We start from the raw sequence: 21,347 nt of genomic DNA on the forward strand, positions 1-21,347 counted from the left end.
TGTGTATTATGCTTTGTTTGTAAGACTTCATTTAATAGCGTGATAAAAGCGGGGAAGTTGGTGGAAGATTCTATAACTACACCTTCACGCTTTGCCCTAGAGATCTGTGCTTTTCTACCCTTTGACATTGAAAGTAAATGTGCGAGGTTAATACTTGAAGAACAATCCGTGCGACAGGGTTTTGCCCCAAAGAGAGACAACGCATATATATCCTCTTGTGCGGGGTATTTATGATAAATGTAGGGGATTGCTTTATAAATCATCTTTTGTGCCTTAATCTCTCGCATATACTCTAATAACGCCTTGAAACACTCAAGCATTTTGTATTGCTTCATTATGGAATTAGTGATAAATCCACCAAAAGTTAGCCCTTGATGAGAATACAATACGCAATCTTTGATATTTAAAGGTAAAAGGGCAATAAGCTTAGAATCTTCATAAAACATTAATGAATGATCTATAAATCTATCGGCATGATAGTCCATATAATTTCTATCAAACATAAAGATTCCATTCTTAGAATCTTTATTAAAAGCATTCCAATCAGCACAATGCCTCATCTCATATCGGCGTATTTTCATATATCCACCTTGCCTATACTTGCCTTACACGCACCCACTTTGCAATTCACAAATATTTCCGCACCAAACTCTGGCAAATACTCTGTCATTTTATCTAGTCCTAATAGTAGATTCTCATCAATGATTCCATTTTGCATACACTCTTGCATTTTCTTGTGATTAAAGGGTTTGATAAAATATGAGCCTTTATCCATAATGCTTACCCCCCCCCCCCCATTAGCTTCATTTACAAAGTCTATAAGGCTTGCAAGGCTAAAAGTTGTGTGTTGCTGGAGATTTTTAGCAGTATGTGTTAAACCGCCAAGTTCTGGGATAAGCCCACTTTGATACGCCCACAACAAATGGAATGAATACGCATTAGGCACATTAATATGAAGTAAAGTATTAGAATCACAAAGGCTAAATATATCTTTTAAAAAAGATTCTGGATTTATCACTTCGTGTAAAAGAGAGCTAAGGATAATGAAATCAAATTTTTGTGTTTTTAACTCTGTGAGTTTAGATTCTACAAAGTCATTTATCACTTGAATGTTTTTATTGCCTTTAGAATCTTTTTGTGCTTTCTCTGCAAAGACTTTGGAAGGCTCAACAATACAAAAAGTTTCAAAATCTTTATAATGATTTGCTATAGAATCACTACCACAACCAATTTCTAGTATATGTTTCGCATTATAAGATTCTAAAAACTCTAAGACTTTTTTACGGCGGAAAGACACCATAATGTTTTCAAAGTCATAAGAACTCGCTAGATAATCTTGCGTATATTTATCTATATCTCGCTGCATTTTTATCCTTTGACTGCTTTTATTCTTATGAAACATTTCATGCACTCACTTTGCAATTTAGAAATATTTCTGCACCAAACTCTGGCAAATACTCTGTCATTTTATCTAGTCCTAATAGTAGATTCTCATCAATGATTCCATTTTGCATACACTCTTGCATTTTCTTGTGATTAAAGGGTTTGATAAAATATGAGCCTTTATCCATAATGCTTACTTGCTTGTCAACCTTAATAACAAAATCTACAAGGGTGGAAAGAGAAAAAGCCGTATGTCTTTGAAACTCTCTCGCTTCTTTCGTAATATCCCCAATTGTCTCAATAAGCCCACTTTGATACGCCCACAATAAATGGAATGAATACGCATTAGGCACATTAATATGAAGTAAAGTATCGCTATCACACAAGCTAAATATGTCTTTTAAAAAAGATTCTGGATTTATCACTTCGTGCAAAAGAGAGCTAAGGATAATGAAATCAAATTTTTGTGTTTTTAACTCTATAAGTTTAGATTCTACAAAGTCATTTATCACTTGAATGTTTTTATTGCCTTTAGAATCTTTTTGTGCTTTCTCTGCAAAGACTTTGGAAGGCTCAACAATACAAAAAGTTTCAAAATCTTTATAATGATTTGCTATAGAATCACTACCGCAACCTATCTCTAAGATATTTTTAGCATTATAAGATTCTAAAAATTCTAAGACTTTTTTACGGCGAAAAGACACCATAATGCTTTCAAAGTCATAAGAACTCGCTAGATAATCTTGCGTATATTTATCTATATCTCGCTGCATTTTTATCCTTTGACTGCTTTCAAAAATTCATCATAATCACGGATATACTCACTCTCATCATAGTAATCACTAGCTAGTATCATTAGCTTACAACCATATGAGAAATTCCGCATTTCTCGCCACATATTTTTGCCAATATACAAGCCCACATCAGGACGATTAAGCCATATAGACTGCCGCTTTTTCCCATCATCTAGGACAAACTCACACGCACCATCCATTGCCACCACAAGCTGCTCCAACTGCTTATGCGCGTGGAATCCTCTCTCTTCATCAGGTAATGTGTCATAAATGTAATACACTCTTTTAATCGCAAAAGGGAGATTTTTATTAGATTCTAAAGCGATGAGTTTCCCGCGTTTATCAAGTTTTGTATCTAGCTGTATCATCTTGTAATTCATAGCTATGCCACCATCAAGGTATAGCTATACCCCCCCCCCCCATAATATGACGATATTCATCATAATCATAGATATACTCATCTTTATTATAATAAGTATCGCTTAAAACAAGCAATACGCAATCACTTGAAAAATCATACATTTGTTTCCATATCATTTTATCCAAATAAAGTCCCTGCTTTGGCGTGTTTAAAACTATCTCTTTTTGCACTTCTCCATTATCAACCCTAATCTTACACTGCCCCTTTAACACAATAAATAAAAATTTGGAATCTCTATTTGCGTGATTGCCTCTCATAACATTATTTGGCACATTAAAAATATAAAATACCCTTTTAATATCAAAAGGGCAATTTGAGCCATTCTGCAAAGCCACCAAGATAGAATCTTTATCACCAAAATACTGAAAATCAATTAATTGATACATAGCCCTTCCTTTATATCCTCTCTCATATTCTTTCTACATCTTGTTGAATTGTCCGCAACAATCTTGCGGGATTACCACCAATCAGAGCATTATCCCCAAATGATTTTGTTACCACACTCCCACTTCCCACAACACAGCCTTTTCCAAGTTTTACACCTTTTAACACAATGACATTATTCCCCATAAAGCAATCATCTCCTATTTCCACACCCGCACTTTGTATATACTCTTCATTATTCCTATTCTCTATTGTAAATCCGTGAAAATCAGAACTCATAGCTTGAAAATTTATCCCTATAAAACAATTCCTGCCAATGTGAATGTTCTCCTTATATGCAACAAGAGAGAAATTGTTACTGATAAATGTTCTAGAATCTATACTTATCATAGTATTACCCCCCCCCCCCCGCACATCAATATGATTGCACGCATTAAAAAATAAAGGAGACGGATAATAGCCCAGATGCACATTATCAGCAATACATATTTTACCCTCATTCACGCTATGAAAAATCGTAGCTGAATGTATTTTAAAACCCCCAGACACTTTAACATTAGAAACGAAATGACGATAATACGCCACTCTTATTTTTTGCAATATTCTAGCTACTTTATTCATAAAACACTCCTATATTTTCTCACATAATACCGCAATGTCTTCTCTAGCCCACTTGCGAAACTCTCTTGTGGCTTCCAATCTAGAATCTTAGCTATTTTACTAGAATCAATGGCATAACGCCTATCGTGTCCTACCCTATCCTGCACAAAAGCAATTTGACTTTGATAAGACTTTTTATCCGCCCTTGGGGCAATCTCATCAAGCAACGCACAAATATGCTTTGCAATCTCTATATTCACACGCTCACAATTCCCACCGACATTAAAAGTCTCGCCATAGCATTGTGAGTGAAACACTACATCAATAGCACGGCAATGATCCTCTACATAGAGCCAATCACGCACATTTTTACCATCGCCATAAATAGGTATTGTCTCACCTTGCAAAGCGTTACGAATGATTGTGGGGATAAGCTTCTCATCGTGTTGCTTAGGACCATAATTATTAGAACAATTTGTAATAAATGCCTTCAATCCATAGGTATGGATATAAGATCTCACAAGCATATCGCTTGATGCCTTGGAAGCTGAATAGGGGGAGTTTGGTGCGTAGGGTGTAGATTCCGTAAAATAGCCACTCTCGCCCAAAGAGCCAAAAACTTCATCAGTGCTAATGTGATGAAACACACAATTTTCCTTGCCCCTTTTTGCAATATGCGGTGCTTCAAACCAATGTAAATAAGCAGTATGCAAAAGATTAAAAGTCCCATTAACATTTGTTTTTATAAACGCATTGGGATTGGCAATAGAATTATCCACGTGGGATTCAGCAGCAAAATGTATTACACTTTCAATCTCATATTTTGTAAAAATCTCATTCACCAAGCCTTCATCGCAAATATCGCCCTGTATAAAAGTATAATTGCTGAAACTTTCCACGCCTTTCAGATTCTCTAGACTCCCAGCGTAAGTAAGCAGATCTAAATTTACAATGTGATAATTTGGATATTTTTTCAAAAAATACAACACAAAATTGCTACCGATAAAACCAGCCCCACCCGTTATTAAAATACTTTTCACTGCCCTGCCCCCACTCTAATGCTCTAAAAGATTTTTCAAATACTCACCATAGCCACTTTTTTGCAAAATACAAGCACGATTCAGTAGTTTTTCTTCATTAATCCAGCCATTATGATAGGCAATCTCTTCTAAACAAGCAATCTTATAGCCCTGTCGTAACTCAATAGTCTGCACAAAAGTAGAAGCCTCCACAAGACTATCGTGTGTGCCTGTATCAAGCCACGCAAAGCCCCTGCCTAGCACTTGAGATCTTAACTTATTTCGCTTTAAATACGCAATATTCACATCAGTGATTTCTAGCTCTCCCCTTGCACTAGGCTTTAAAGATTTAGCAATAGAAATGGCGTTGTTATCATAGAAATACAGCCCGGTTACTGCAAAATTACTCTTAGGACTTTGTGGCTTTTCTTCAATGCTTAACGCCCTACCCTCTTTATCTATCTCTACCACACCAAAACGCTCTGGATCTTTAACACGATAGGAAAAAATCGTAGCAATGCCATTTTGTGCCTCTTGCTTTGCCTCTAAAAGCATAGGCGAAAAGCCCTGCCCATAAAAGACATTATCCCCCAGAATCAATGCTACATCATCATTGCCTACAAACTGCTCTGCTAAAATAAGTCCTTGAGCTAACCCATCTGGGCTTTCTTGCACAGAGTAGCTAATCTCCATACCAAGCCAATTGCCATCACCAAAAATCTCTCTAAATCTTGGTGTATCTTTAGGGGTAGAAATGATTAAAACCTCTCTAATTTGCGCAAGCATTAGCACAGATAGCGGATAATAAATCATAGGCTTATCATAAATAGGCAACAACTGCTTAGATACCATAAGCGTAGATGGATAAAGTCTTGTCCCACTTCCACCTGCTAAAACTATGCCTTTCATGCCTACAAACCTTTCTTTAAACAACTTCGAAAACTCGCCATAAAAGTGCAAATTGTAGCAAAAATTATTGCAAGTAAGGTAAATATAAAAGTTTATACTTGGCGTATCTATTATGCTTAATAGTCAAATATGGAAATTATATAATATTGCATTGGGACATTTAAAAAACAGATTTGCTTGTAAATAAAATGAAGTGAATATAAAACATCTTTAAACACAAGCTTGATATTCTTGCTCAATATCAAGCTATAAGTCAGTTCTCACCTTTTCCAAAGTTTCGCACTAGACACTAGCTTCACGCTAACTTGCAATTATGCAAGTCAATAATAAGGCTACATTTTATAGTTCTGAATCAACATTAAGATTCTAGCGTAAAGCCACCATCTTGCGACGCAAATATGCTATCTTGCTTTGAAGTGGCAACTCTTTAGGGCATACATCATGACAGGCAATAAGACTCATACAGCCAAATACACCATCATCATTACCTACAAGCTCATAATAATCTTCATCAGTTCGCTCATCATGCGGATCAATCATAAATCGCACGATTCTATTCATTCCCGCAGCACCTACAAAGTCATCACGCATAACCTTTGTCGCACAACTTGCGATACAGCACCCACACTCAATACATCTATCAAGCTCAAAAACTTCATCAGCCACTTCAGGCTCTATTGGCATTTCAAGTTTTGAAATATCAGGCTTGTGTTGTGTGTGAATCCAGCTTTCAACTCGCTTTGTCATTCCTGCAAACCAATCGCCTGTATTTACACTCAAATCTTTAATAAGCTTAAATGCAGGGAGTGGCATAAGTGTGATAACGCCATCAGGAAAATCTTGTGTCAAAGTTCTGCAAGCAAGACCGGGTCGCCCATTAATCATCATGCCACAACTACCACAGATTCCAGCACGACATACAAAGTCAAAGCTTAAATCCGGGTCTTGCTGCTCTCTAATCATACCAAGCGCAATAAAAACAGTCATAGAATGTGCTTCTTCAATTTTGTATTCCCTAAAATGCGGCTTTGAAGTGGCACTCTGTGGGTCAAATTTTAATGCTCTTATAGTTAATGTTCTTCCTTTAGTTTCAGCACTCATTATCTATCTCCTAATCTTTGATTTCTTGCTTTATATTGTGGTTGCAAATTAAATGGCATAAGAGCCTCTTGCAGGGCATATCTATCGCCACCTTTAGCCTGAATCTCTTGTGTGATTCTATCAATCTCAGCTTGTCTTATAGCACTATTTGGATGCTCAATAATCATACCTTTAGCACCATATCCGCGGAATCCCGGAGCAATCTCCATTTTCATAATATCCAAATCTTCATAAGTTACCGTTGGTAATGTTTGGTTTGGATCTTCCCAGCTTGTAAGTGTGCGTTTAAGCCAATTTGCATCATCTCTTTTTGGATAATCTTCCCTTGAATGTGCTCCACGAGATTCTGTCCTATCAAGCGCACCTTTCGCTACACATAAAGCAACTTTAAGCATTTTTGGCGTGCGGTAAGCATCTTCTAGCTCTGGGTTATTATGCAACTTTTTGTTTTTCACATGAATATTTCTGCTGCGTTTAAATAACTCTTCAAGTTTATTAACAGCTTCTTGCAGACTCTTACCATCACGGAAAATACCAACATCATTATCCATAATATCTTTCATCGCATTTTTAAGCTCATAGACATCTTCATTGCCAGAATTATTAATAAGAGAAGCAATATAGCTTTCTTGCTCTTTAATAAACTTCTCAAGCACAGAAGTTTGCACTTCAATTTGTGCTTTCACACAATAATCAGTGAAATATCCACCGATAATCATACCTGAAACTACCGCTTCACTTACAGAGTTTCCACCAAGTCTATTGAATCCATGTAAATCCCAGCACGCAACTTCACCTGCGGCAAATAATCCTTTAAGGTAAGTTTCACCTTGATAATTTGTGCGAATACCACCCATAGAGTAATGCTGCATAGGTCGCACAGGCGCCCATTTTTCTGCTGGATCTAAACCTGCAAATGTTTTACAAATATCTTGCACATCGCGTAAATTTCTCTCAACATGTGCCCTGCCCAAGATAGCAATATCAAGCCATAAGTGATCACCATAAGGCGATTTTACACCTTTACCATTGCGGATATGCTCAAGCATTCTACGAGACACAACATCACGGCTTGCAAGTTCCTTTTTCTCTGGTTCATAATCGGGCATAAAGCGATAGCCATCAACATCACGCAAGATTCCACCATCACCCCTACAACCTTCTGTAAGCAAGATTCCACTCGGCACAAGTGGCGTTGGGTGAAACTGCACAGCTTCCATATTACCAAGCTTTGCAACACCTGTTTCCATCGCAATAGCCGCACCAATGCCCTCACAAATTACCGCATTTGTCGTATTTCTATACACTCTGCCATAGCCACCTGTGGCAAGTAATGTGCCTTTAGACACATAGGCTATAAGTTCGCCTGTTACCAAATCACGCACAACCGCACCATAACACTTGCCATCTTGATGAATGATAGAAATAGCTTCTTTTCTATCTTGAATATCTACGCCAAGCTTATAGGCTTCATTTGCTACTGCATAAAGCATAGTATGTCCTGTCGCATCGGCAGTATAGCAAGTTCGCCATTTTTTTGTGCCACCAAAGTCGCGTGAATGGATATAGCCGTGGCGGAAGTCATCTTCTGTAATTGTTACCTTTTCGCCATTGATAACTGCCGGGCGATCACCTTTTTGGATTCTAGTCCAAGGCACACCAAATCCTGCTAACTCCCTAATTGCCTTTGGAGCGGTGGTAACAAACATTCTTGCTACATCTTGATCACAACCCCAGTCGCTTCCTTTCACCGTGTCAGCAAAGTGCAAGTCCTCATTATCGCCATCACTCTTTACGGAGTTTCCAAGACTTGCTTGCATACCGCCTTGAGCTGCTGCCGAGTGGCTTCTTTTTACTGGGACAAGACTTAATACAATTGTATTTAATCCTGCCTCTTTTGCCGCAATAGAAGCTCTAAGCCCTGCTAATCCGCCCCCAATAACCAACGCATCACAATATACTACTTTCATATATCTTCCTTTTCTATTACTTGCTTAGATTTTCTTTTGCAATAGCAAGAGCTTTGTCTGCCATTGCATTTGTGTTTGTTGCTTCAACATGAACACCAAATCTTTCATGGTCATACTCTTTAGCATCTTGAATGCTTTTAAAATCCTGATTCATTCCCTTACTAAAATACGCATAGAATGTAGCTAGACCTAAGATAATAAAGAATGCACTCATAAGCCATTTTGCAGTTCTTAAACCACTGATTCCAAGCCCTTCAAACCATCCCCATTTGATGCAAAGACGATAAAGACCGATAGAACCATGCAATTCAACCGCAAAAAGCAAAACAATATAGAGCAGCCAAAAGTTTTGCTCAAAGAATCTAAATGAAGAACCACTTGGTCCAATAGTATCTGGCTCTGCAAACATGATATAAAGATGCACACTTGCCAAGAAAAACATAACAAAGCCTGTTGCCGCTTGTATAAACCATAAACTTGTATCGCTGTGCTTCATTACATGCTTATGTGCTTTTAGGGCAAGAAATTGCCTATAATTAATAGGAAATTTTCGCATTGCTAAAAAAGCATGTGCAACAAAAACAATAAATACAAATGCCGCTACACCGCTTACTATTTTCGGTTCTCCAGCTTTGCTAAGAAATGGACTACCCTCAAATAACTTCGTAATAGTAAACATGAATTGATCGCTAATAAGAATACTAGAGACAAAAAACATGTGCGCTATCATAAATAAGCCTAAAAAAAGTCCAGTAGCACTTTGCCACCAGTCTAATCGTGCAGGCACTCTACTTTTTTTGCGTTCTGTGGTTATGCCAAGATAACCTTCTATCACCTTCTCTTCTTGCATTAAGCCTCCCTTAAAATGAGCTTTGATTTGCCAGTAGTATGCCACATTTACCCTGCATACTCCCGCGTAACATTATAAGATATAATCACTTTGAAATTCTTTTAGCAATTTGTTTTAAAACTTTTTTTACAAAACTATGTGTAAAAACTATACACAATCCCATTTTACAACATGTAGTTACGATAAGTTGATATAAAAGTATGTACATTTGTATAGAAGATTCTAAGAATCTAAAGCTATCGTATAGGTTTTATAAAACCATCTAAAAGCCAATCAGCTAACGACTCATTAGTTGCTACAACCAAGTCTGTGGGGACTTCCTGCCCAATAGAAAAGTAACTGATGGGTTTTTTTGTCTCATACGCAAGGGAAAAAATATTGCCTAAGCCACGACTTTCATCAAGTTTGCTAAATATCAATGTATCAAGATTCAAAATACTAAACGCATCGTAAATATCACGCAAATCCTCAAATTTTGTTGTCGCACTCATAACAAGTGAAGTATTTATTTTATAATCACCCTGCAAATATTTTTTTATCTGTGCGATTCTCTCACTATCATTTTGACTACGACCCGCGGTATCAACTAGAATATAATCACAATAGCGAAGTGAATCTAGGGCTTGTAAAAACTCTTCTGGGGCAACCACCATTTGAATACTAATACGCATTCTCTCTGCATACCATTCAAGCTGCTGCAATGCACCGATTCTGTAACTATCAAGGGTGATAATGCCAACCTTTGCCTTTTTCTCAAGTGAGAATCTAGCAGCAAGTTTTGCAAGTGCGGTAGTCTTGCCAACACCTGTTGGACCTACAAGCATCATTATTTTTTTTGTCATATCCTTGCTTTCTGGACGACAATATACCATTTTACGCAACACTTCCCTAAAATAACGCTTGATAGTCAAAGAATTTTCACGCATTTTAAGCGGCATAAGCTCAAGGCTAAGGCTCATAATTGCATCAAGATGACTTTTAATTATACCGCTACTCTTTGCAATACGATAGATTTCAGCAAACTCGTGGGGTATATTTATGCCCTCACTTTTTGGACTTTTATCGTCCCATACCATGTTTTGAATAAGCTTTAGTTTATCATTTAATTTGTCTAATTCTTGCTTTATCCCGCGTAACTCTTCTACATTTGCCCCCTGCAGATTCTGTCGCTCTTGCAACTTTGATCCAACTCGTTTATTAAGTGTTTCTAATGTGCTTGAAGTTTGCTGTAAAATCGGTGCATTTGCAACCTGTAAATCATCTTTTTTTGTAGATTGCGTTTGCAATCTATTCGTAACATTCGGACTAAAATCAAGGCGAATATCTTCCGAATCTATATCGCTAGATAATTCTGAAATCTCTTTTACTGCACGACTAAGCTGACGACTAATATCTTCATCAAAAACATCAAGTTTTTTTTGTGCCCTTTTTCGCTCAAGCTCTTTTTGTGCAATTTCATCAAGTCTTTGCTGAATGCTATTAGATCTCGGTGCAACGACTTCTGGCTGTGGCACTGGGGCTGCATCATCTTGGACTGCAACTACGACTTCATATAAGCCCGGCTCTGTTAGAGTTTTTTTTCTTATTTCCTTGCTATCAATGATTAATGCTTCATCTCCATGCATACTCTGTGCTTTTTTCAAAGCCTCTGGTGGTGTCTCTCCTGAATAAGTGTAAAGCTTCATTTAAATAAACCTAATTGAAAAGTAAGTGGCTGCAACACACTCTGCCTATTAGCATACTCTCTATGTGGTAGATACATGTGAGCTAAATTTACCTTCTTTTTCGCATAAAAAATTAAATCAATATCCAAGCTACGCTCCCCATTTTTCATTAAACGCACCCTTTCTCTACCAAACTTTCTTTCAAAATAAAACATAAGAGAAAAAAGCGATCTCACACATAAAGATGTGCTAAATATAATACTTGTATTGTAAAAATCTGGCTGTTTTATATATCCAAAAGGTGGATTCTTATAAATGTATGCTGTGCTGTGAATCTGAATCTTTGGGTGTTTATATAAGCAAGAAAAAAGTTGCTCAAAAGTTTTTATGCAATGACCAACATTCGCACCTATACCCCAAACAACCATATTTGCATAACTTTTGCAATTATGTTGCACATAAGGAAAATGCTTTGTAAATAGCTTCACAAAAACTCCTTGCCTATAAACTAACTATCACGAACAAATAGTAGTTAGAGAATCTAATCCAAATTCTAATCTTAATAAAACTCGCTATTATACCTAAAAAATTAGTATTTTGAAATACAAAAGTTTAGATTCTATAATCTTAGCGAGCGAAGCATCTGCTAAAGCAAGTGTAATGGCTGTTGATACTGCTTTATTTATATCATTGTCAATAGTTTTTGATATGTACTTTTTTTGCTTTGATGCTATCCGGTGATATTGTGATATATGTCGGTTGCTTTATAATATTATTATTTATAATGCGTATTTTGATATTATTGCCTTCTTTGCTTAGGGTTAGTTTATTGCCCTCCACATCTTGTTTGATTAAACTATTTTGATTTAATTTCTGTAAATCTATTTTTTTAATAAGTCATTTATTTGTTTATTTCTCTTTATATTATTTGAGGCTTTTATGGAATCTTTTTTTTTATTATTTAGTGATATCTCTAATGCTTCTAGTGTTTTACTTTGCGTATTAGTGAAAAATATTTTTGTGCTAGGCAATAGATTTGTTGGTATATTTTCTCCAATGGATTGCATAATAAGCAACAAAGCGTCATTGAGATTTTTATTACTAAAGCCTTATATATTGCTCTTTTATGCTATTGCTTATAAAAGCAAAGCTAATCTTATTTATATCATTTGAAAATGGATATAGTGTTGTATTGCCCATGAAATTTCCTAACACAATTTAGATTCATTGCACTCATTTTCTTTATATGCTTTCATAGCCTCTTGAATTTTATCTTTCAAATAAATGGGAATTGTTTGTTGTCTGTTGCACTGAACTAAAACTTGCGTCTTTTTTCCCTGCAGTGTTTGCTCTATGTTGCTAGCTTTTTGCATAAAATTCTGCAAGACCCCCCCCCCCCCCACCTTTTTAAGCTCCACGCTATCTTGCTCTAAATAATACAAACGCAATGCTTTTAGAAAGGTATTTTCTGGCGTATAGATATATTTTTCTCCACCAGAAACAATATCATCGCTTTTGGTATATATTTGGAATTTTATAGAATCAAATAAAAACCTATAATACTTAAATGCTCTTTAATAAAAGTTTCTTGCAGTGCTTTTATGGATTCTGTATTTTCATTTTGCAACATAAACTTATATATATATATATATATATATTCTATCATCATTTGATAAAGCTTTATTTCCTTTTGTATCCCCCCACCCCAATTTTTTGTTTGATCTATTTTTACAAATGGAGGTAAGCATAAAAAAATATTGTTTAAATCCATATCATCATGTTTATATGCATTATAATCTTGCGTTTTATTTTGCATTATTAGCTTAGGTAGTTCTGGTCTGCCTTGTATTTTTATGTCTAACCCACTTAGCGCCTGTGCTCCATACTACTTGCTTTTTCCTTATTTGGTGGTTGTGTGAGTATAAGATAGTTTTTACTAGATTGTGTTGCGATATTTTTCTTTTTATATCAGCTGCTAATATTCTTGATGTAAAGTTTTTATATGATATATAAACAAGATTTGTATATGAGTTTGTAAGCTTGTTAAATGGGGTATAAGATGGGCTTTCTTCAGAATCTTTATTTAATGGGGATATACACATATATGAATATTCACTATTATTATTTATCGTAAATGACTTTTTTTAGCGAGTATATTTATAATATTTTGTATATGTCCATGTTATTTTCCTTGTAAGATTTAATTAAAGTCTGGCGTAAGATTGAAAGACTTTTTTTGTATAAAAAAAATCAGCATCAATGCCGCTTAAATCTATAAAATTACCACTGCTATCAGATAGCATAAAAACATGAGATTCTAGCAAACATATAGCAAGATCTTCGCTAATATCCTCAAAAATGCGGTAAGTTGGGCAATGCAAGTGCACTGTAATGTCTATTGTGTCCTATCTCATGCAATTCTTTTGCTATATCATAAATCTCTCTTATAGCTGAAGTAGAACCTAAGCTTAAAGCAAGAAAATGAATGTAGCACCGCTACCAAGAGATAAACACACATACTAATAATGACTATCCCAAACTTTAATGCAACAAGTAAATCAGCCCTTGTCTCATCATCTTATTTATTTTGCTCTGTGTGCTTAGATTTTTTAGAATTTCATTTCTAGCATTCATAAGCTTTGTTTTTATGTCTTTCAATTTATCTCTCATGGTGTATTCATCTGTAATATATGCTTTATAATAGTTTGTTATTCCCTCTATCACATCAATAAAAACTCTTTTATATATTTTATCCCTATAGAATCTGTATCATCTACATCATTAAACCTATTGTTATATATGCGTTCGTGTAGTCAAGTTGCTCTATGTCCTCAAAGAAGCCATATTACTTATTTTTTTTGATTAGCTTTCACAGAATGTATATTATATAAATCCCTACTCTTGCCAGAGCTAACCTGCAGTAGAGGTGAGACTAAGGCACTTGCAAATTCATATAAAAATTTGACTTTCCTACTTCCTTCTGTTTATTTTCTTTTACCCTATTTGCCTCTTTTGTCACCTTGTTTATAAATACTTCTAGTGGATTCTCATTACATTCATATATGCAATATTTAGTTTTTCCTGCCATATCTTTCTTTTTGCTTTGCAATCATTTGAAATTAAACATTCTGGTTTAATTGGATAAAAGCAAATGGTTTCTATGGTGCAAGTATCCATATATTCACTAAATTCCTTATATAATCTCTCTGCGATAAAGTCAGTAGGGGCAATGATTGTTATATTTCTTTTATTGTTTTGTGCTGATTGTAAAAATCTTGCAATAGAATCTTTTATTCTTTATAGCTATTTATCTGTAATACTTTATCAATTGTAATTGTGTGTTGTGCTTTTTATCATCTTGCATAATTATCTCACATATACATTTGATAAAGCATTGTAGCTATTAAAACTACTCTGCATATCCTCATTTATATTCATTTTCCAAATTTTATCATAAGTTTATTGCAGTAAGATGACATAAGCCGTATTTCTCTAAAGAATATGCTATCTTATATATATTCCTTATATGTATTATCTAGTAGTTTAAAATGACCATATCCATAGTCTTTATTCTGCGTAGCTTCTTTATTATCTCTATATGCTTGGTTTAGAATCTTTGATATTCTTTTGGGAATGATTAATATATGCCCTTTTGTGATTGTCAAATACTATACAGAATGTTTTATTTATAAAATCTTTATCCTTATAATCATTTTCTTGAAATACTTTGTTATTTTTGATTTCTTTGCTATTAATCTTGCATTGATAGATATTGAGGGAGTTTTTTGCAAGGTATCTAATTTATAGCAGATAATAAAAGTAGGCTTACGATAAGCTATTTTTGATTCTAAAATATTTTTACTCTGTGTATTAGTAACTACTAGGATTTGGGGGGAGGGGGGAATTAATCCTGAATGAATTAGGCTTAGGTGCAGCAATAAGAGAGAAACCTCTATCACTAAAGACATTGCCGCTAACTAAAACTTGCATTATGGGATAATCATCATTATATTTTTTAAAAGCTCTTACAGTTGGAAGCATTAAAGCCACTTGCATGCAAGGTGTAGGAATACCTGCTATATTATTGACGCAACCTATAATGCTAGAGTTGATTAAATTAAATTCTAAACTCCGCCCCAAGCATATCAATATCATAAAGTCTTACTTTTTGTAACGATTGAGTTGCTATGCCACTAAAAAATTTGCCTTATTAACACAAATAAAAGATAATAAAAGCCTTATACTAATTTCAAGGGATAAACAATGACTTACGAAGAAGCACATAAAATTTTTGAATTGCCATTTATGGAATTACTCTATAAAGCACACACTCTGCATAGAGAAAATTTCAATCCAAACTCACTGCAGACAAGCACACTTTTAAGCGTAAAAACGGGTGCTTGCACGGAAAACTGCTCATATTGTGCGCAATCAGCCCATTACAACACAGGCACGAAAAAAGAAAGTATGCTAGATAAAGAACAGATTCTAAAATACGCAAAGGCAGCAAAAGAAAAAGGAAGCTCTCGTTTTTGCATGGGGGCATCTGGCAGAAGCCCTAGAGATAAAGACCTTGAGGTGCTTTGCGAGGTGATAGGCGAGGTGAAAGATTTAGGTATGGAGACATGCGTAACTTTGGGTTTATTGAATGAAAATCAAGCACAAAAGCTAAAAGATTCTGGACTAGATTTCTACAATCATAACATTGATACTTCAAAGGAATATTATAGCAATGTCATCACTACGCGGACTTTTGAGGATAGACTAAATACCATCAAAAATGTGCGTGATGCAGGGCTTAAAATCTGTGTCGGCGGGATTTTAGGTTTAGGTGAAAGCAATGAAGACAGAATCAATATGTTAGTTTTACTTGCAAATCTCCCCACGCCACCAGAATCTATACCGATTAATCAGCTTGTAAGGATTCCGGGGACACCGCTAGAAAATGGCGAAACGCTTGATTGCTTTGACTTTGTAAGGATTATCGCCCTAGCTCGCATTCTTATGCCAAAATCCTATATTCGTTTATCAGCAGGTAGAGCACAAATGGATGATTCCTTGCAAGCGTTATGCTTTTTTGCAGGGGCTAATTCAGTCTTTTATGGTGATAGATTGCTTACTACCGAGAATGCCACACCAACTAGAGATGATATGCTATTTGCAAGACTTAATCTTTCGAAAGAAGTCTTTGTTGAGGCAAAGGCGTAAGGGGGGGGGGGGGTGTAGAATAGGTTTATTTGATTAAACAAGATGAAATAAACTATGTAATACCCATTGTTGCCGCCATTTAGTAAAACAAAATATTTGGTAAATACACTTCTATTTTAGCCTCCAAGCAGGAATCTTATCTGGGGCTACAAGAGTGATAATGTTTTTGGAAGCTAATTTTGAGCAACTCCCTTACGCCCAACAGAGTATGAAATCAAAGTGAAACTTTCCATCATCTGTGCGTAAAGTAAGACTACAATTGCAATGAAACCACCAATAAACTACAGGATATCTTTTGATATATGGCTCTTTAATTATTGGATTCTACAATTATATTTGCACTTCATCCCAAATTTAAGCCAAATTTTCCCCCCCCCCCCCCCCTTACTTCTCCTGCTCTTGCATTTTAAGAAAAAGTTCCCACTTGTATGCACTCTCAACAATCTTTGCGAGATTACTATATTGTGGATTCCATTCTGTATTTTTTAGAATCTTTGCATTATCTGCGATAAGTATTGCTGGATCGCCTGCACGCCTACCTGTGGTATAGACTTTAAAATTATTTTTACTGACTTCTTTTACACACTCAATCACTTCTTTGACGCTGAAACCCATTCCATAACCTACATTAAATATCTCTCCAAGCGGTCCAACCGCATTTTGCAGCAGCTTATAAGCTTCAATGTGTGCCATAGATAAATCATCAACATGTATATAATCCCTTATGCAAGTGCCATCTTGCGTATGATAATTTGTCCCATAAATACTCATGCCCTCTCTCTTGCCTACCGCACATTCACATGCCACCTTGATAAGATGAGTGGCATTCTTAACACGCTGTCCTAATGCCCTATCTGCTGTATAGTCATTTAGCATATTTGCCCCTGCTACATTAAAATATCGCAAAATAACATAATTAATCTTTGAAGATTCTGCTATATCTTGCAACATAGTTTCTACCATAAGCTTACTCCAACCATAAGGGTTAATGGGCTGCAATGGGCAAGATTCTGTAACGGGGATATGCTCTTCATTTGGCTCACCATAGACTGCCGCCGTGCTTGAAAAGATAAAGTTTTTCACCTTATATTTCGCACAATATGAGAGTAATTGTAGCGTTTTAGAAGTATTATTTGTATAGTAAAGAATAGGATCTTCCACAGATTGTGCTACGCTGATAAATGCACCAAAATGTAACACTGTATCAATTTTATATTGTTTAAAAACCTCTTCACAATTTGCCAAGTCTTCACGCACAAGTCGCACTCTATCACCAAATTGATGTTTTAAATATTCATAGTTTTTCAAAAATCCTGTTGAGAGATTATCTACAATAATGATTTCAGCTTCTGTATGTTGTAAAAAATGAAGCGCACAATGTGAGCCGATGTAGCCACAACCGCCTGTAAAAAGTATCTTCATAATTTTCCTTCATATCTCAAATTAAAAACCTACATTATAACATTATAATGCTACTTTCAGTTTAACTCAATGGAGAGAAATATGGAATCTGTTTTTGATAATAAAACTTTAAGAATGTCGATTTTGGCGACACCTGAATATGTGAATTTTAATGGTGTAATGCATGGAGGCGATTTATTAAAAATGCTAGATGGCGTGGCGTATGCGTGTGCGACACGATATTGTGGTATCGGTGTGGTAACGCTTAGTGTCGATAGAGTGCTGTTTAAAAGCCCGATAAAAATAGGGAATCTTATTCATTTTCTTGCATCGATTAATTACACTGGCACAACAAGCGTTGAAGTCGGAATCCGCGTAGTAGCAGAGGATATTGCAAAGCGGACACTAACACATTGCAATAGCTCTTACTTTACAATGGTGGCCCTAGATTCTAATGGCAAACCAACAAAAGTCCCACCACTCACACCAGAAACTGAAGAAGAAAAAAGACGATTTGAGGCAGGAAGACTAAGGCGAGAAGCAAGCAAGGCAAAGCTAAAAAGTAAGAAGTAAGAACCCATAAAAGCCTACTTTAACAATCTTTTATCTAGCTTTATGTATGCTGATAGTAAAAATCTTAATCAACTAATTTTGCCCTACTATTTTAAAGTGAGAAATTATTTTATGATAAATTTCATGCTTTTCACTAGGGATGAAGGTTTTATTTTCCTAGCCGCATTTTAAAATTGTATCAATATGGAAACATTAAATGCAAGACTAGCATTTTAACTAAAATACTATCACTCCCTATACCTAAAATCTGTTTGCGTAAAGTTAGAACTTCCTTTAAGTTTGCTTTTGTAGCGTGTGCTGTGGTATTTCTAATGGGCTGCAAGATTCTAATAAATTGTTGCAACTCAGCTATAAAATACATCAAGCCAATATTTTTAGAATCTTTTATACCATGCTTTGCAAAGTTATAGATATTTTGCCTAAAGGTATTTAAAAGGTGATTTAATGTGCCTAAATTTGGCATTATTAAAGCTTTAGAATCTAGCCATTCTTTTATACTAGATTCTATCCCTTGCACTTTATATGTGTAATCGCCTATGCTATTTTGATTTTGACTTGTTTCAAATATATCTAGGTTTTTAAATAATTTCTTGCAAAATCGCCCTATCTCTTGCTCCATAGTTTTACTATATAGCATCACAATGCCAGTGCAGTCATAGAGTGGATTGCCTTTATTTGCATGGTATTCTAACTCAGCGTTAATAAGATTTTCAACAGAATCTGTTAGTAAATCATAAATCAAATTTTCACCAAAGATAAAGTCAATCAAATTTTTACGCATTTGAATTTGCTCTTGTGTTTTAAACATATTGTGATAATGCAGAATAGGCTGTTTATTTGCATGAAATGTAGCAAAATAATCCCTATGCTTTTTCATTGTGATTGCAAGTGGATAAGTATAGTCGTTGCCATAGAGTGCAAAAGTGCGATTATTGTGCGAGGTTTTAAAATTTGCCAAAAACATATCTCTCACATTTGCAAAATTATTTCTTACAAGTTCTTGCATATCACTTATTTCAAACCAAAACTCTACACAAAGCCCCTTTTCATCATAATATGCAGGAGCAGGGACATTTTTATCCTTAGATATAGAGACAACCTTACAAACATAAAGGTTTGCATAATCAGTAAGAAAAAGTTGCAGTGGATTCTGTGTGTTTGTTTGATTTATCAGTGTTTGCATGGAATCTGTTTGTGTAGATTCTATTGTGTTTATTACCGTATGTTGCGTGTGTTTTATGGAATCTTTGCTGTGGGTTGTAGTATCGTTGTGGCTAGATTCTGTGTTTGCATTGCTATTTTGCATGATTTCTAGTTGTGGATTTCTCATTTTTGATTTTATTTTACCAAACGAGACTTTTCCATGTAGTTTTAGAATCTCAAGATGAGATTCTATGACATCATTTTGATAATATGGGTTATAGAGTATGAGTAAGGCTGTGGTATTCATTGTTATTTCCTTATGTTTTTAGATATTATAATCTAAAACCTATAAAGCTTAATATCTCTGCATTGAAAAACTAAGCGGATATATAGAGTTTTGCATGTCTTTTGCAGCATATTTTAGTGCATGTTACAGGACTTTTTTTGTCAAGCGTAAAACGCATTTTTGCAGCTACAACTCACTTGCCCCAAAAATTACAAAAAAAATACTTTTATTTTTCATGTTTACATTTCTTTTTTTTGTAAAATGATTTTACTAAATTATTACATTTAGTATTTTTCACAAAGGATTATCATGGCTTACAAGAAAGATAGTGATTTGGAATTTTTGAGAGAGATTCCAAGTGAAGAGTTGGATGTATTGGTGGAGTTGCTAACAAAAAGGTACTGATGGTAAAACGCGATATGCAGAGAGTCTTACAGGTAAAGATTCTTACAAGAAGCACTATCCAAATCACCACCAATATATTGATGATATTATGGAGGAAGTGCAAAGATTTGGTGGACATACATTTGTAAATATGGTGAGAAGCGGTGGTGTCTTATACAAAGAGATTCTGTGTGAGGTGTGTGATAAACAAAAAGTTAGTTATTCTAAAGATGATAAGACCATTGCAATTGAGAATGCTTTAATAACCAAGATGTTCAAAAACATCACAGAATCTCTTGCAAAAGAAGATCCAAAAAAGCTAGAAGCAATGATGAAAGAAATACAACCAGAAAATGCAAACGGGCTTTACATGTATCAGCTATCAGCCATTGTAGCCTCTGCAGTTATGCAAACTTTTGGCATGACAACAGCTGTTGGTGCAGCAGCATTTGCAAGTGTTGGTGCGACTTTAGGTATTGGTAAAGTAGTTGGGCTTATAAATCCCATCTTAATGGGTATAACAACGCTGTGGCTAGTATCTGATATAATGGGACCAGCATATCGTGTGACCATACCAGCGGCATTCCAAATAGCTTTTTTACGACAAAGACATATACACAGAAAAAAGATTGAAGAATTAGAGAAAAATCATAAAGAAATATTAGTAGAATTAGAAGCTATTAGTGATGAGCTAGAAGAAGACCAAAAAATAAAATTGGCAACAAAGATTATGGAGCATTTAAAAGTAAAGCTTAATATCCTTGTTGTAGGTGCTACGGGTGTTGGCAAAAGCTCTACAATTGCCGCTCTCTTTAAAAATGGTAAGGATTTTGTAGAGATTGGCACAGATTCAAAACCACAAACACAAAATATAGAAAAATTTGTTATTAGCAACAATATTACACTTTGGGATTCACCAGGGCTTGGTGAAGGTGAGGAAAAAGATAAAAAGCATAAAGATAATATAATCGCAAAACTTCAAGAAAAAGATAAAGATGGCAATGCTTTAATTGATTTAGTGCTAGTTATCCTTGATGCGACTAATAAAGATTTAGAAACCGCATATAAGCTTATCAATAAAGTGATAATCCCCAATATGCCAAATAAAGATAGAATCCTTATTGTGCTAAATAAATGTGATTGTGTTATTGATAGAGTGGATTTTGTAGAAAATGGACGAAAATTAACTGATAAGCAAATACAATATTTAGATTCTAAAGTCAATGATATACAAGAGCGGGTGAAAAAGGATACAGG

Annotated in this window: 23 protein-coding genes and 1 pseudogene; 4 read left to right on the forward strand and 20 right to left on the reverse strand. The window is 35.2% G+C overall.

Going from position 1 to position 21,347, the window contains the following annotated elements; all coding sequences use genetic code 11:
• The 18 genes and pseudogenes from C6H08_RS09650 to C6H08_RS11375 form a co-directional block, all read right to left on the reverse strand.
• A pseudogene (locus tag C6H08_RS09650) lies at nucleotides 1–581 on the reverse strand (GNAT family N-acetyltransferase); the annotation flags it as partial.
• The gene (locus tag C6H08_RS09655) at nucleotides 578–1,366 is read right to left on the reverse strand and encodes a class I SAM-dependent methyltransferase (RefSeq protein ID WP_104686181.1); all 789 of its coding nucleotides are present in this window, start codon (nucleotides 1,364–1,366) and stop codon (nucleotides 578–580) included. The pseudogene C6H08_RS09650 and the gene C6H08_RS09655, both read right to left, overlap by 4 nt.
• Nucleotides 1,367–1,403: 37 nt before the next feature.
• Nucleotides 1,404–2,156: a class I SAM-dependent methyltransferase gene (locus C6H08_RS09660; protein ID WP_034580052.1), complete on the reverse strand. Its 753-nt coding sequence runs from the start codon at nucleotides 2,154–2,156 to the stop codon at nucleotides 1,404–1,406.
• A 2-nt stretch (nucleotides 2,157–2,158) separates the two neighbouring features.
• Nucleotides 2,159–2,557 carry a sugar 3,4-ketoisomerase gene (locus C6H08_RS09665; RefSeq protein WP_034580053.1) on the reverse strand — a complete coding sequence of 133 codons (399 nt, stop codon included), beginning with the start codon at nucleotides 2,555–2,557 and terminating at the stop codon, nucleotides 2,159–2,161.
• A gap of 13 nt (nucleotides 2,558–2,570) precedes the next feature.
• A complete protein-coding gene (locus C6H08_RS09670) occupies nucleotides 2,571–2,984 on the reverse strand; it encodes a sugar 3,4-ketoisomerase (RefSeq protein WP_104686182.1) in 414 nt (137 codons plus the stop codon).
• Between the two features lie 22 nt (nucleotides 2,985–3,006).
• Entirely contained in the window at nucleotides 3,007–3,603 is a 597-nt protein-coding gene (locus C6H08_RS09675; protein WP_034565437.1) for an acyltransferase, read from the reverse strand.
• Entirely contained in the window at nucleotides 3,600–4,622 is a 1,023-nt protein-coding gene (rfbB, locus tag C6H08_RS09680; protein WP_034565435.1) for a dTDP-glucose 4,6-dehydratase, read from the reverse strand. Before rfbB ends, C6H08_RS09675 begins: the two co-directional genes overlap by 4 nt.
• A 15-nt stretch (nucleotides 4,623–4,637) precedes the next feature.
• On the reverse strand, nucleotides 4,638–5,510 hold the full coding sequence (rfbA, locus tag C6H08_RS09685; RefSeq protein ID WP_034565433.1) for a glucose-1-phosphate thymidylyltransferase RfbA: 873 nt from the start codon (nucleotides 5,508–5,510) through the stop codon (nucleotides 4,638–4,640).
• 366 nt (nucleotides 5,511–5,876) lie between these two features.
• Nucleotides 5,877–6,611, reverse strand: coding sequence for a fumarate reductase iron-sulfur subunit (locus tag C6H08_RS09690; protein WP_004087231.1), 735 nt, complete (start codon nucleotides 6,609–6,611; stop codon nucleotides 5,877–5,879).
• The gene (locus tag C6H08_RS09695; protein WP_005218160.1) at nucleotides 6,611–8,581 is read right to left on the reverse strand and encodes a fumarate reductase flavoprotein subunit; all 1,971 of its coding nucleotides are present in this window, start codon (nucleotides 8,579–8,581) and stop codon (nucleotides 6,611–6,613) included. The genes C6H08_RS09690 and C6H08_RS09695 overlap by 1 nt, the downstream gene beginning before the upstream one ends.
• A 16-nt stretch (nucleotides 8,582–8,597) precedes the next feature.
• Nucleotides 8,598–9,431 carry a fumarate reductase cytochrome b subunit gene (locus tag C6H08_RS09700; RefSeq protein WP_004087235.1) on the reverse strand — a complete coding sequence of 278 codons (834 nt, stop codon included), beginning with the start codon at nucleotides 9,429–9,431 and terminating at the stop codon, nucleotides 8,598–8,600.
• A gap of 236 nt (nucleotides 9,432–9,667) precedes the next feature.
• Nucleotides 9,668–11,116, reverse strand: coding sequence for a flagellar biosynthesis protein FlhF (gene flhF / locus C6H08_RS09705; RefSeq protein WP_034565430.1), 1,449 nt, complete (start codon nucleotides 11,114–11,116; stop codon nucleotides 9,668–9,670).
• Nucleotides 11,113–11,583 (reverse strand): 2-amino-4-hydroxy-6-hydroxymethyldihydropteridine diphosphokinase, encoded by a 471-nt coding sequence (folK, locus tag C6H08_RS09710; protein WP_005218163.1) that lies wholly within the window; start codon nucleotides 11,581–11,583, stop codon nucleotides 11,113–11,115. The genes flhF and folK overlap by 4 nt, the downstream gene beginning before the upstream one ends.
• Before the next feature lie 720 nt (nucleotides 11,584–12,303).
• Entirely contained in the window at nucleotides 12,304–12,537 is a 234-nt protein-coding gene (locus tag C6H08_RS09720; protein WP_104686183.1) for a hypothetical protein, read from the reverse strand.
• Nucleotides 12,538–12,629: 92 nt separating this feature from the next.
• Entirely contained in the window at nucleotides 12,630–12,911 is a 282-nt protein-coding gene (locus tag C6H08_RS09725) for a hypothetical protein (protein ID WP_104686184.1), read from the reverse strand.
• Between the two features lie 388 nt (nucleotides 12,912–13,299).
• Nucleotides 13,300–13,482: a hypothetical protein gene (locus C6H08_RS09730; protein ID WP_034562903.1), complete on the reverse strand. Its 183-nt coding sequence runs from the start codon at nucleotides 13,480–13,482 to the stop codon at nucleotides 13,300–13,302.
• 154 nt (nucleotides 13,483–13,636) lie between these two features.
• Complete coding sequence (locus C6H08_RS09735) at nucleotides 13,637–13,819, reverse strand: hypothetical protein (protein WP_034562905.1); 183 nt, start codon at nucleotides 13,817–13,819, stop codon at nucleotides 13,637–13,639.
• Nucleotides 13,820–14,027: 208 nt separating this feature from the next.
• Nucleotides 14,028–14,183, reverse strand: a complete 156-nt coding sequence (locus C6H08_RS11375) for a hypothetical protein (RefSeq protein WP_158656858.1) — start codon at nucleotides 14,181–14,183, stop codon at nucleotides 14,028–14,030.
• 1,175 nt (nucleotides 14,184–15,358) lie between these two features.
• Between C6H08_RS11375 and bioB the strand changes: the two genes are divergently transcribed.
• Nucleotides 15,359–16,303, forward strand: a complete 945-nt coding sequence (bioB, locus tag C6H08_RS09745; RefSeq protein ID WP_034579726.1) for a biotin synthase BioB — start codon at nucleotides 15,359–15,361, stop codon at nucleotides 16,301–16,303.
• A gap of 384 nt (nucleotides 16,304–16,687) precedes the next feature.
• Here the strand turns inward: bioB and galE are convergent, their stop codons facing one another.
• On the reverse strand, nucleotides 16,688–17,725 hold the full coding sequence (galE, locus tag C6H08_RS09750) for a UDP-glucose 4-epimerase GalE (RefSeq protein WP_104686185.1): 1,038 nt from the start codon (nucleotides 17,723–17,725) through the stop codon (nucleotides 16,688–16,690).
• Nucleotides 17,726–17,806: 81 nt separating this feature from the next.
• Between galE and C6H08_RS09755 the strand changes: the two genes are divergently transcribed.
• Nucleotides 17,807–18,277, forward strand: coding sequence for an acyl-CoA thioesterase (locus C6H08_RS09755; RefSeq protein ID WP_034565458.1), 471 nt, complete (start codon nucleotides 17,807–17,809; stop codon nucleotides 18,275–18,277).
• 178 nt (nucleotides 18,278–18,455) lie between these two features.
• Here the strand turns inward: C6H08_RS09755 and C6H08_RS09760 are convergent, their stop codons facing one another.
• Nucleotides 18,456–19,727 carry an HP0729 family protein gene (locus C6H08_RS09760; RefSeq protein ID WP_034579109.1) on the reverse strand — a complete coding sequence of 424 codons (1,272 nt, stop codon included), beginning with the start codon at nucleotides 19,725–19,727 and terminating at the stop codon, nucleotides 18,456–18,458.
• Between the two features lie 288 nt (nucleotides 19,728–20,015).
• Here C6H08_RS09760 and C6H08_RS09765 point away from each other — a divergent pair, with 288 nt between their 5' ends.
• Together C6H08_RS09765 and C6H08_RS09770 are read left to right on the forward strand one after the other, a co-directional pair.
• Entirely contained in the window at nucleotides 20,016–20,111 is a 96-nt protein-coding gene (locus C6H08_RS09765; RefSeq protein ID WP_080732237.1) for a DUF3944 domain-containing protein, read from the forward strand.
• A gap of 97 nt (nucleotides 20,112–20,208) precedes the next feature.
• Nucleotides 20,209–21,347: GTPase (locus C6H08_RS09770; RefSeq protein ID WP_158656859.1), on the forward strand; the 1,139-nt coding region annotated here is incomplete at its 3' end.

The organism is Helicobacter bilis (assembly GCF_900198365.1).
Lineage (GTDB): Bacteria > Campylobacterota > Campylobacteria > Campylobacterales > Helicobacteraceae > Helicobacter_A > Helicobacter_A bilis_B.

What these genes read in the sequence shown, in the direction of transcription:
- C6H08_RS11375 (WP_158656858.1), bottom strand. Translation starts at nt 14,183, where the DNA reads ATGGCAGGAAAAACTAAATATTGCATATATGAATGTAATGAGAATCCA.
- galE (WP_104686185.1), bottom strand. Translation starts at nt 17,725, where the DNA reads ATGAAGATACTTTTTACAGGCGGTTGTGGCTACATCGGCTCACATTGT.
- flhF (WP_034565430.1), bottom strand. Translation starts at nt 11,116, where the DNA reads ATGAAGCTTTACACTTATTCAGGAGAGACACCACCAGAGGCTTTGAAA.
- C6H08_RS09755 (WP_034565458.1), top strand. Translation starts at nt 17,807, where the DNA reads ATGGAATCTGTTTTTGATAATAAAACTTTAAGAATGTCGATTTTGGCG.
- C6H08_RS09695 (WP_005218160.1), bottom strand. Translation starts at nt 8,581, where the DNA reads ATGAAAGTAGTATATTGTGATGCGTTGGTTATTGGGGGCGGATTAGCA.
- bioB (WP_034579726.1), top strand. Translation starts at nt 15,359, where the DNA reads ATGACTTACGAAGAAGCACATAAAATTTTTGAATTGCCATTTATGGAA.
- C6H08_RS09655 (WP_104686181.1), bottom strand. Translation starts at nt 1,366, where the DNA reads ATGCAGCGAGATATAGATAAATATACGCAAGATTATCTAGCGAGTTCT.
- C6H08_RS09675 (WP_034565437.1), bottom strand. Translation starts at nt 3,603, where the DNA reads ATGAATAAAGTAGCTAGAATATTGCAAAAAATAAGAGTGGCGTATTAT.
- C6H08_RS09665 (WP_034580053.1), bottom strand. Translation starts at nt 2,557, where the DNA reads ATGAATTACAAGATGATACAGCTAGATACAAAACTTGATAAACGCGGG.
- C6H08_RS09760 (WP_034579109.1), bottom strand. Translation starts at nt 19,727, where the DNA reads ATGAATACCACAGCCTTACTCATACTCTATAACCCATATTATCAAAAT.
- rfbA (WP_034565433.1), bottom strand. Translation starts at nt 5,510, where the DNA reads ATGAAAGGCATAGTTTTAGCAGGTGGAAGTGGGACAAGACTTTATCCA.
- C6H08_RS09670 (WP_104686182.1), bottom strand. Translation starts at nt 2,984, where the DNA reads ATGTATCAATTAATTGATTTTCAGTATTTTGGTGATAAAGATTCTATC.
- C6H08_RS09700 (WP_004087235.1), bottom strand. Translation starts at nt 9,431, where the DNA reads ATGCAAGAAGAGAAGGTGATAGAAGGTTATCTTGGCATAACCACAGAA.
- C6H08_RS09765 (WP_080732237.1), top strand. Translation starts at nt 20,016, where the DNA reads ATGGCTTACAAGAAAGATAGTGATTTGGAATTTTTGAGAGAGATTCCA.
- C6H08_RS09690 (WP_004087231.1), bottom strand. Translation starts at nt 6,611, where the DNA reads ATGAGTGCTGAAACTAAAGGAAGAACATTAACTATAAGAGCATTAAAA.
- C6H08_RS09660 (WP_034580052.1), bottom strand. Translation starts at nt 2,156, where the DNA reads ATGCAGCGAGATATAGATAAATATACGCAAGATTATCTAGCGAGTTCT.
- C6H08_RS09725 (WP_104686184.1), bottom strand. Translation starts at nt 12,911, where the DNA reads ATGCAAAATAAAACGCAAGATTATAATGCATATAAACATGATGATATG.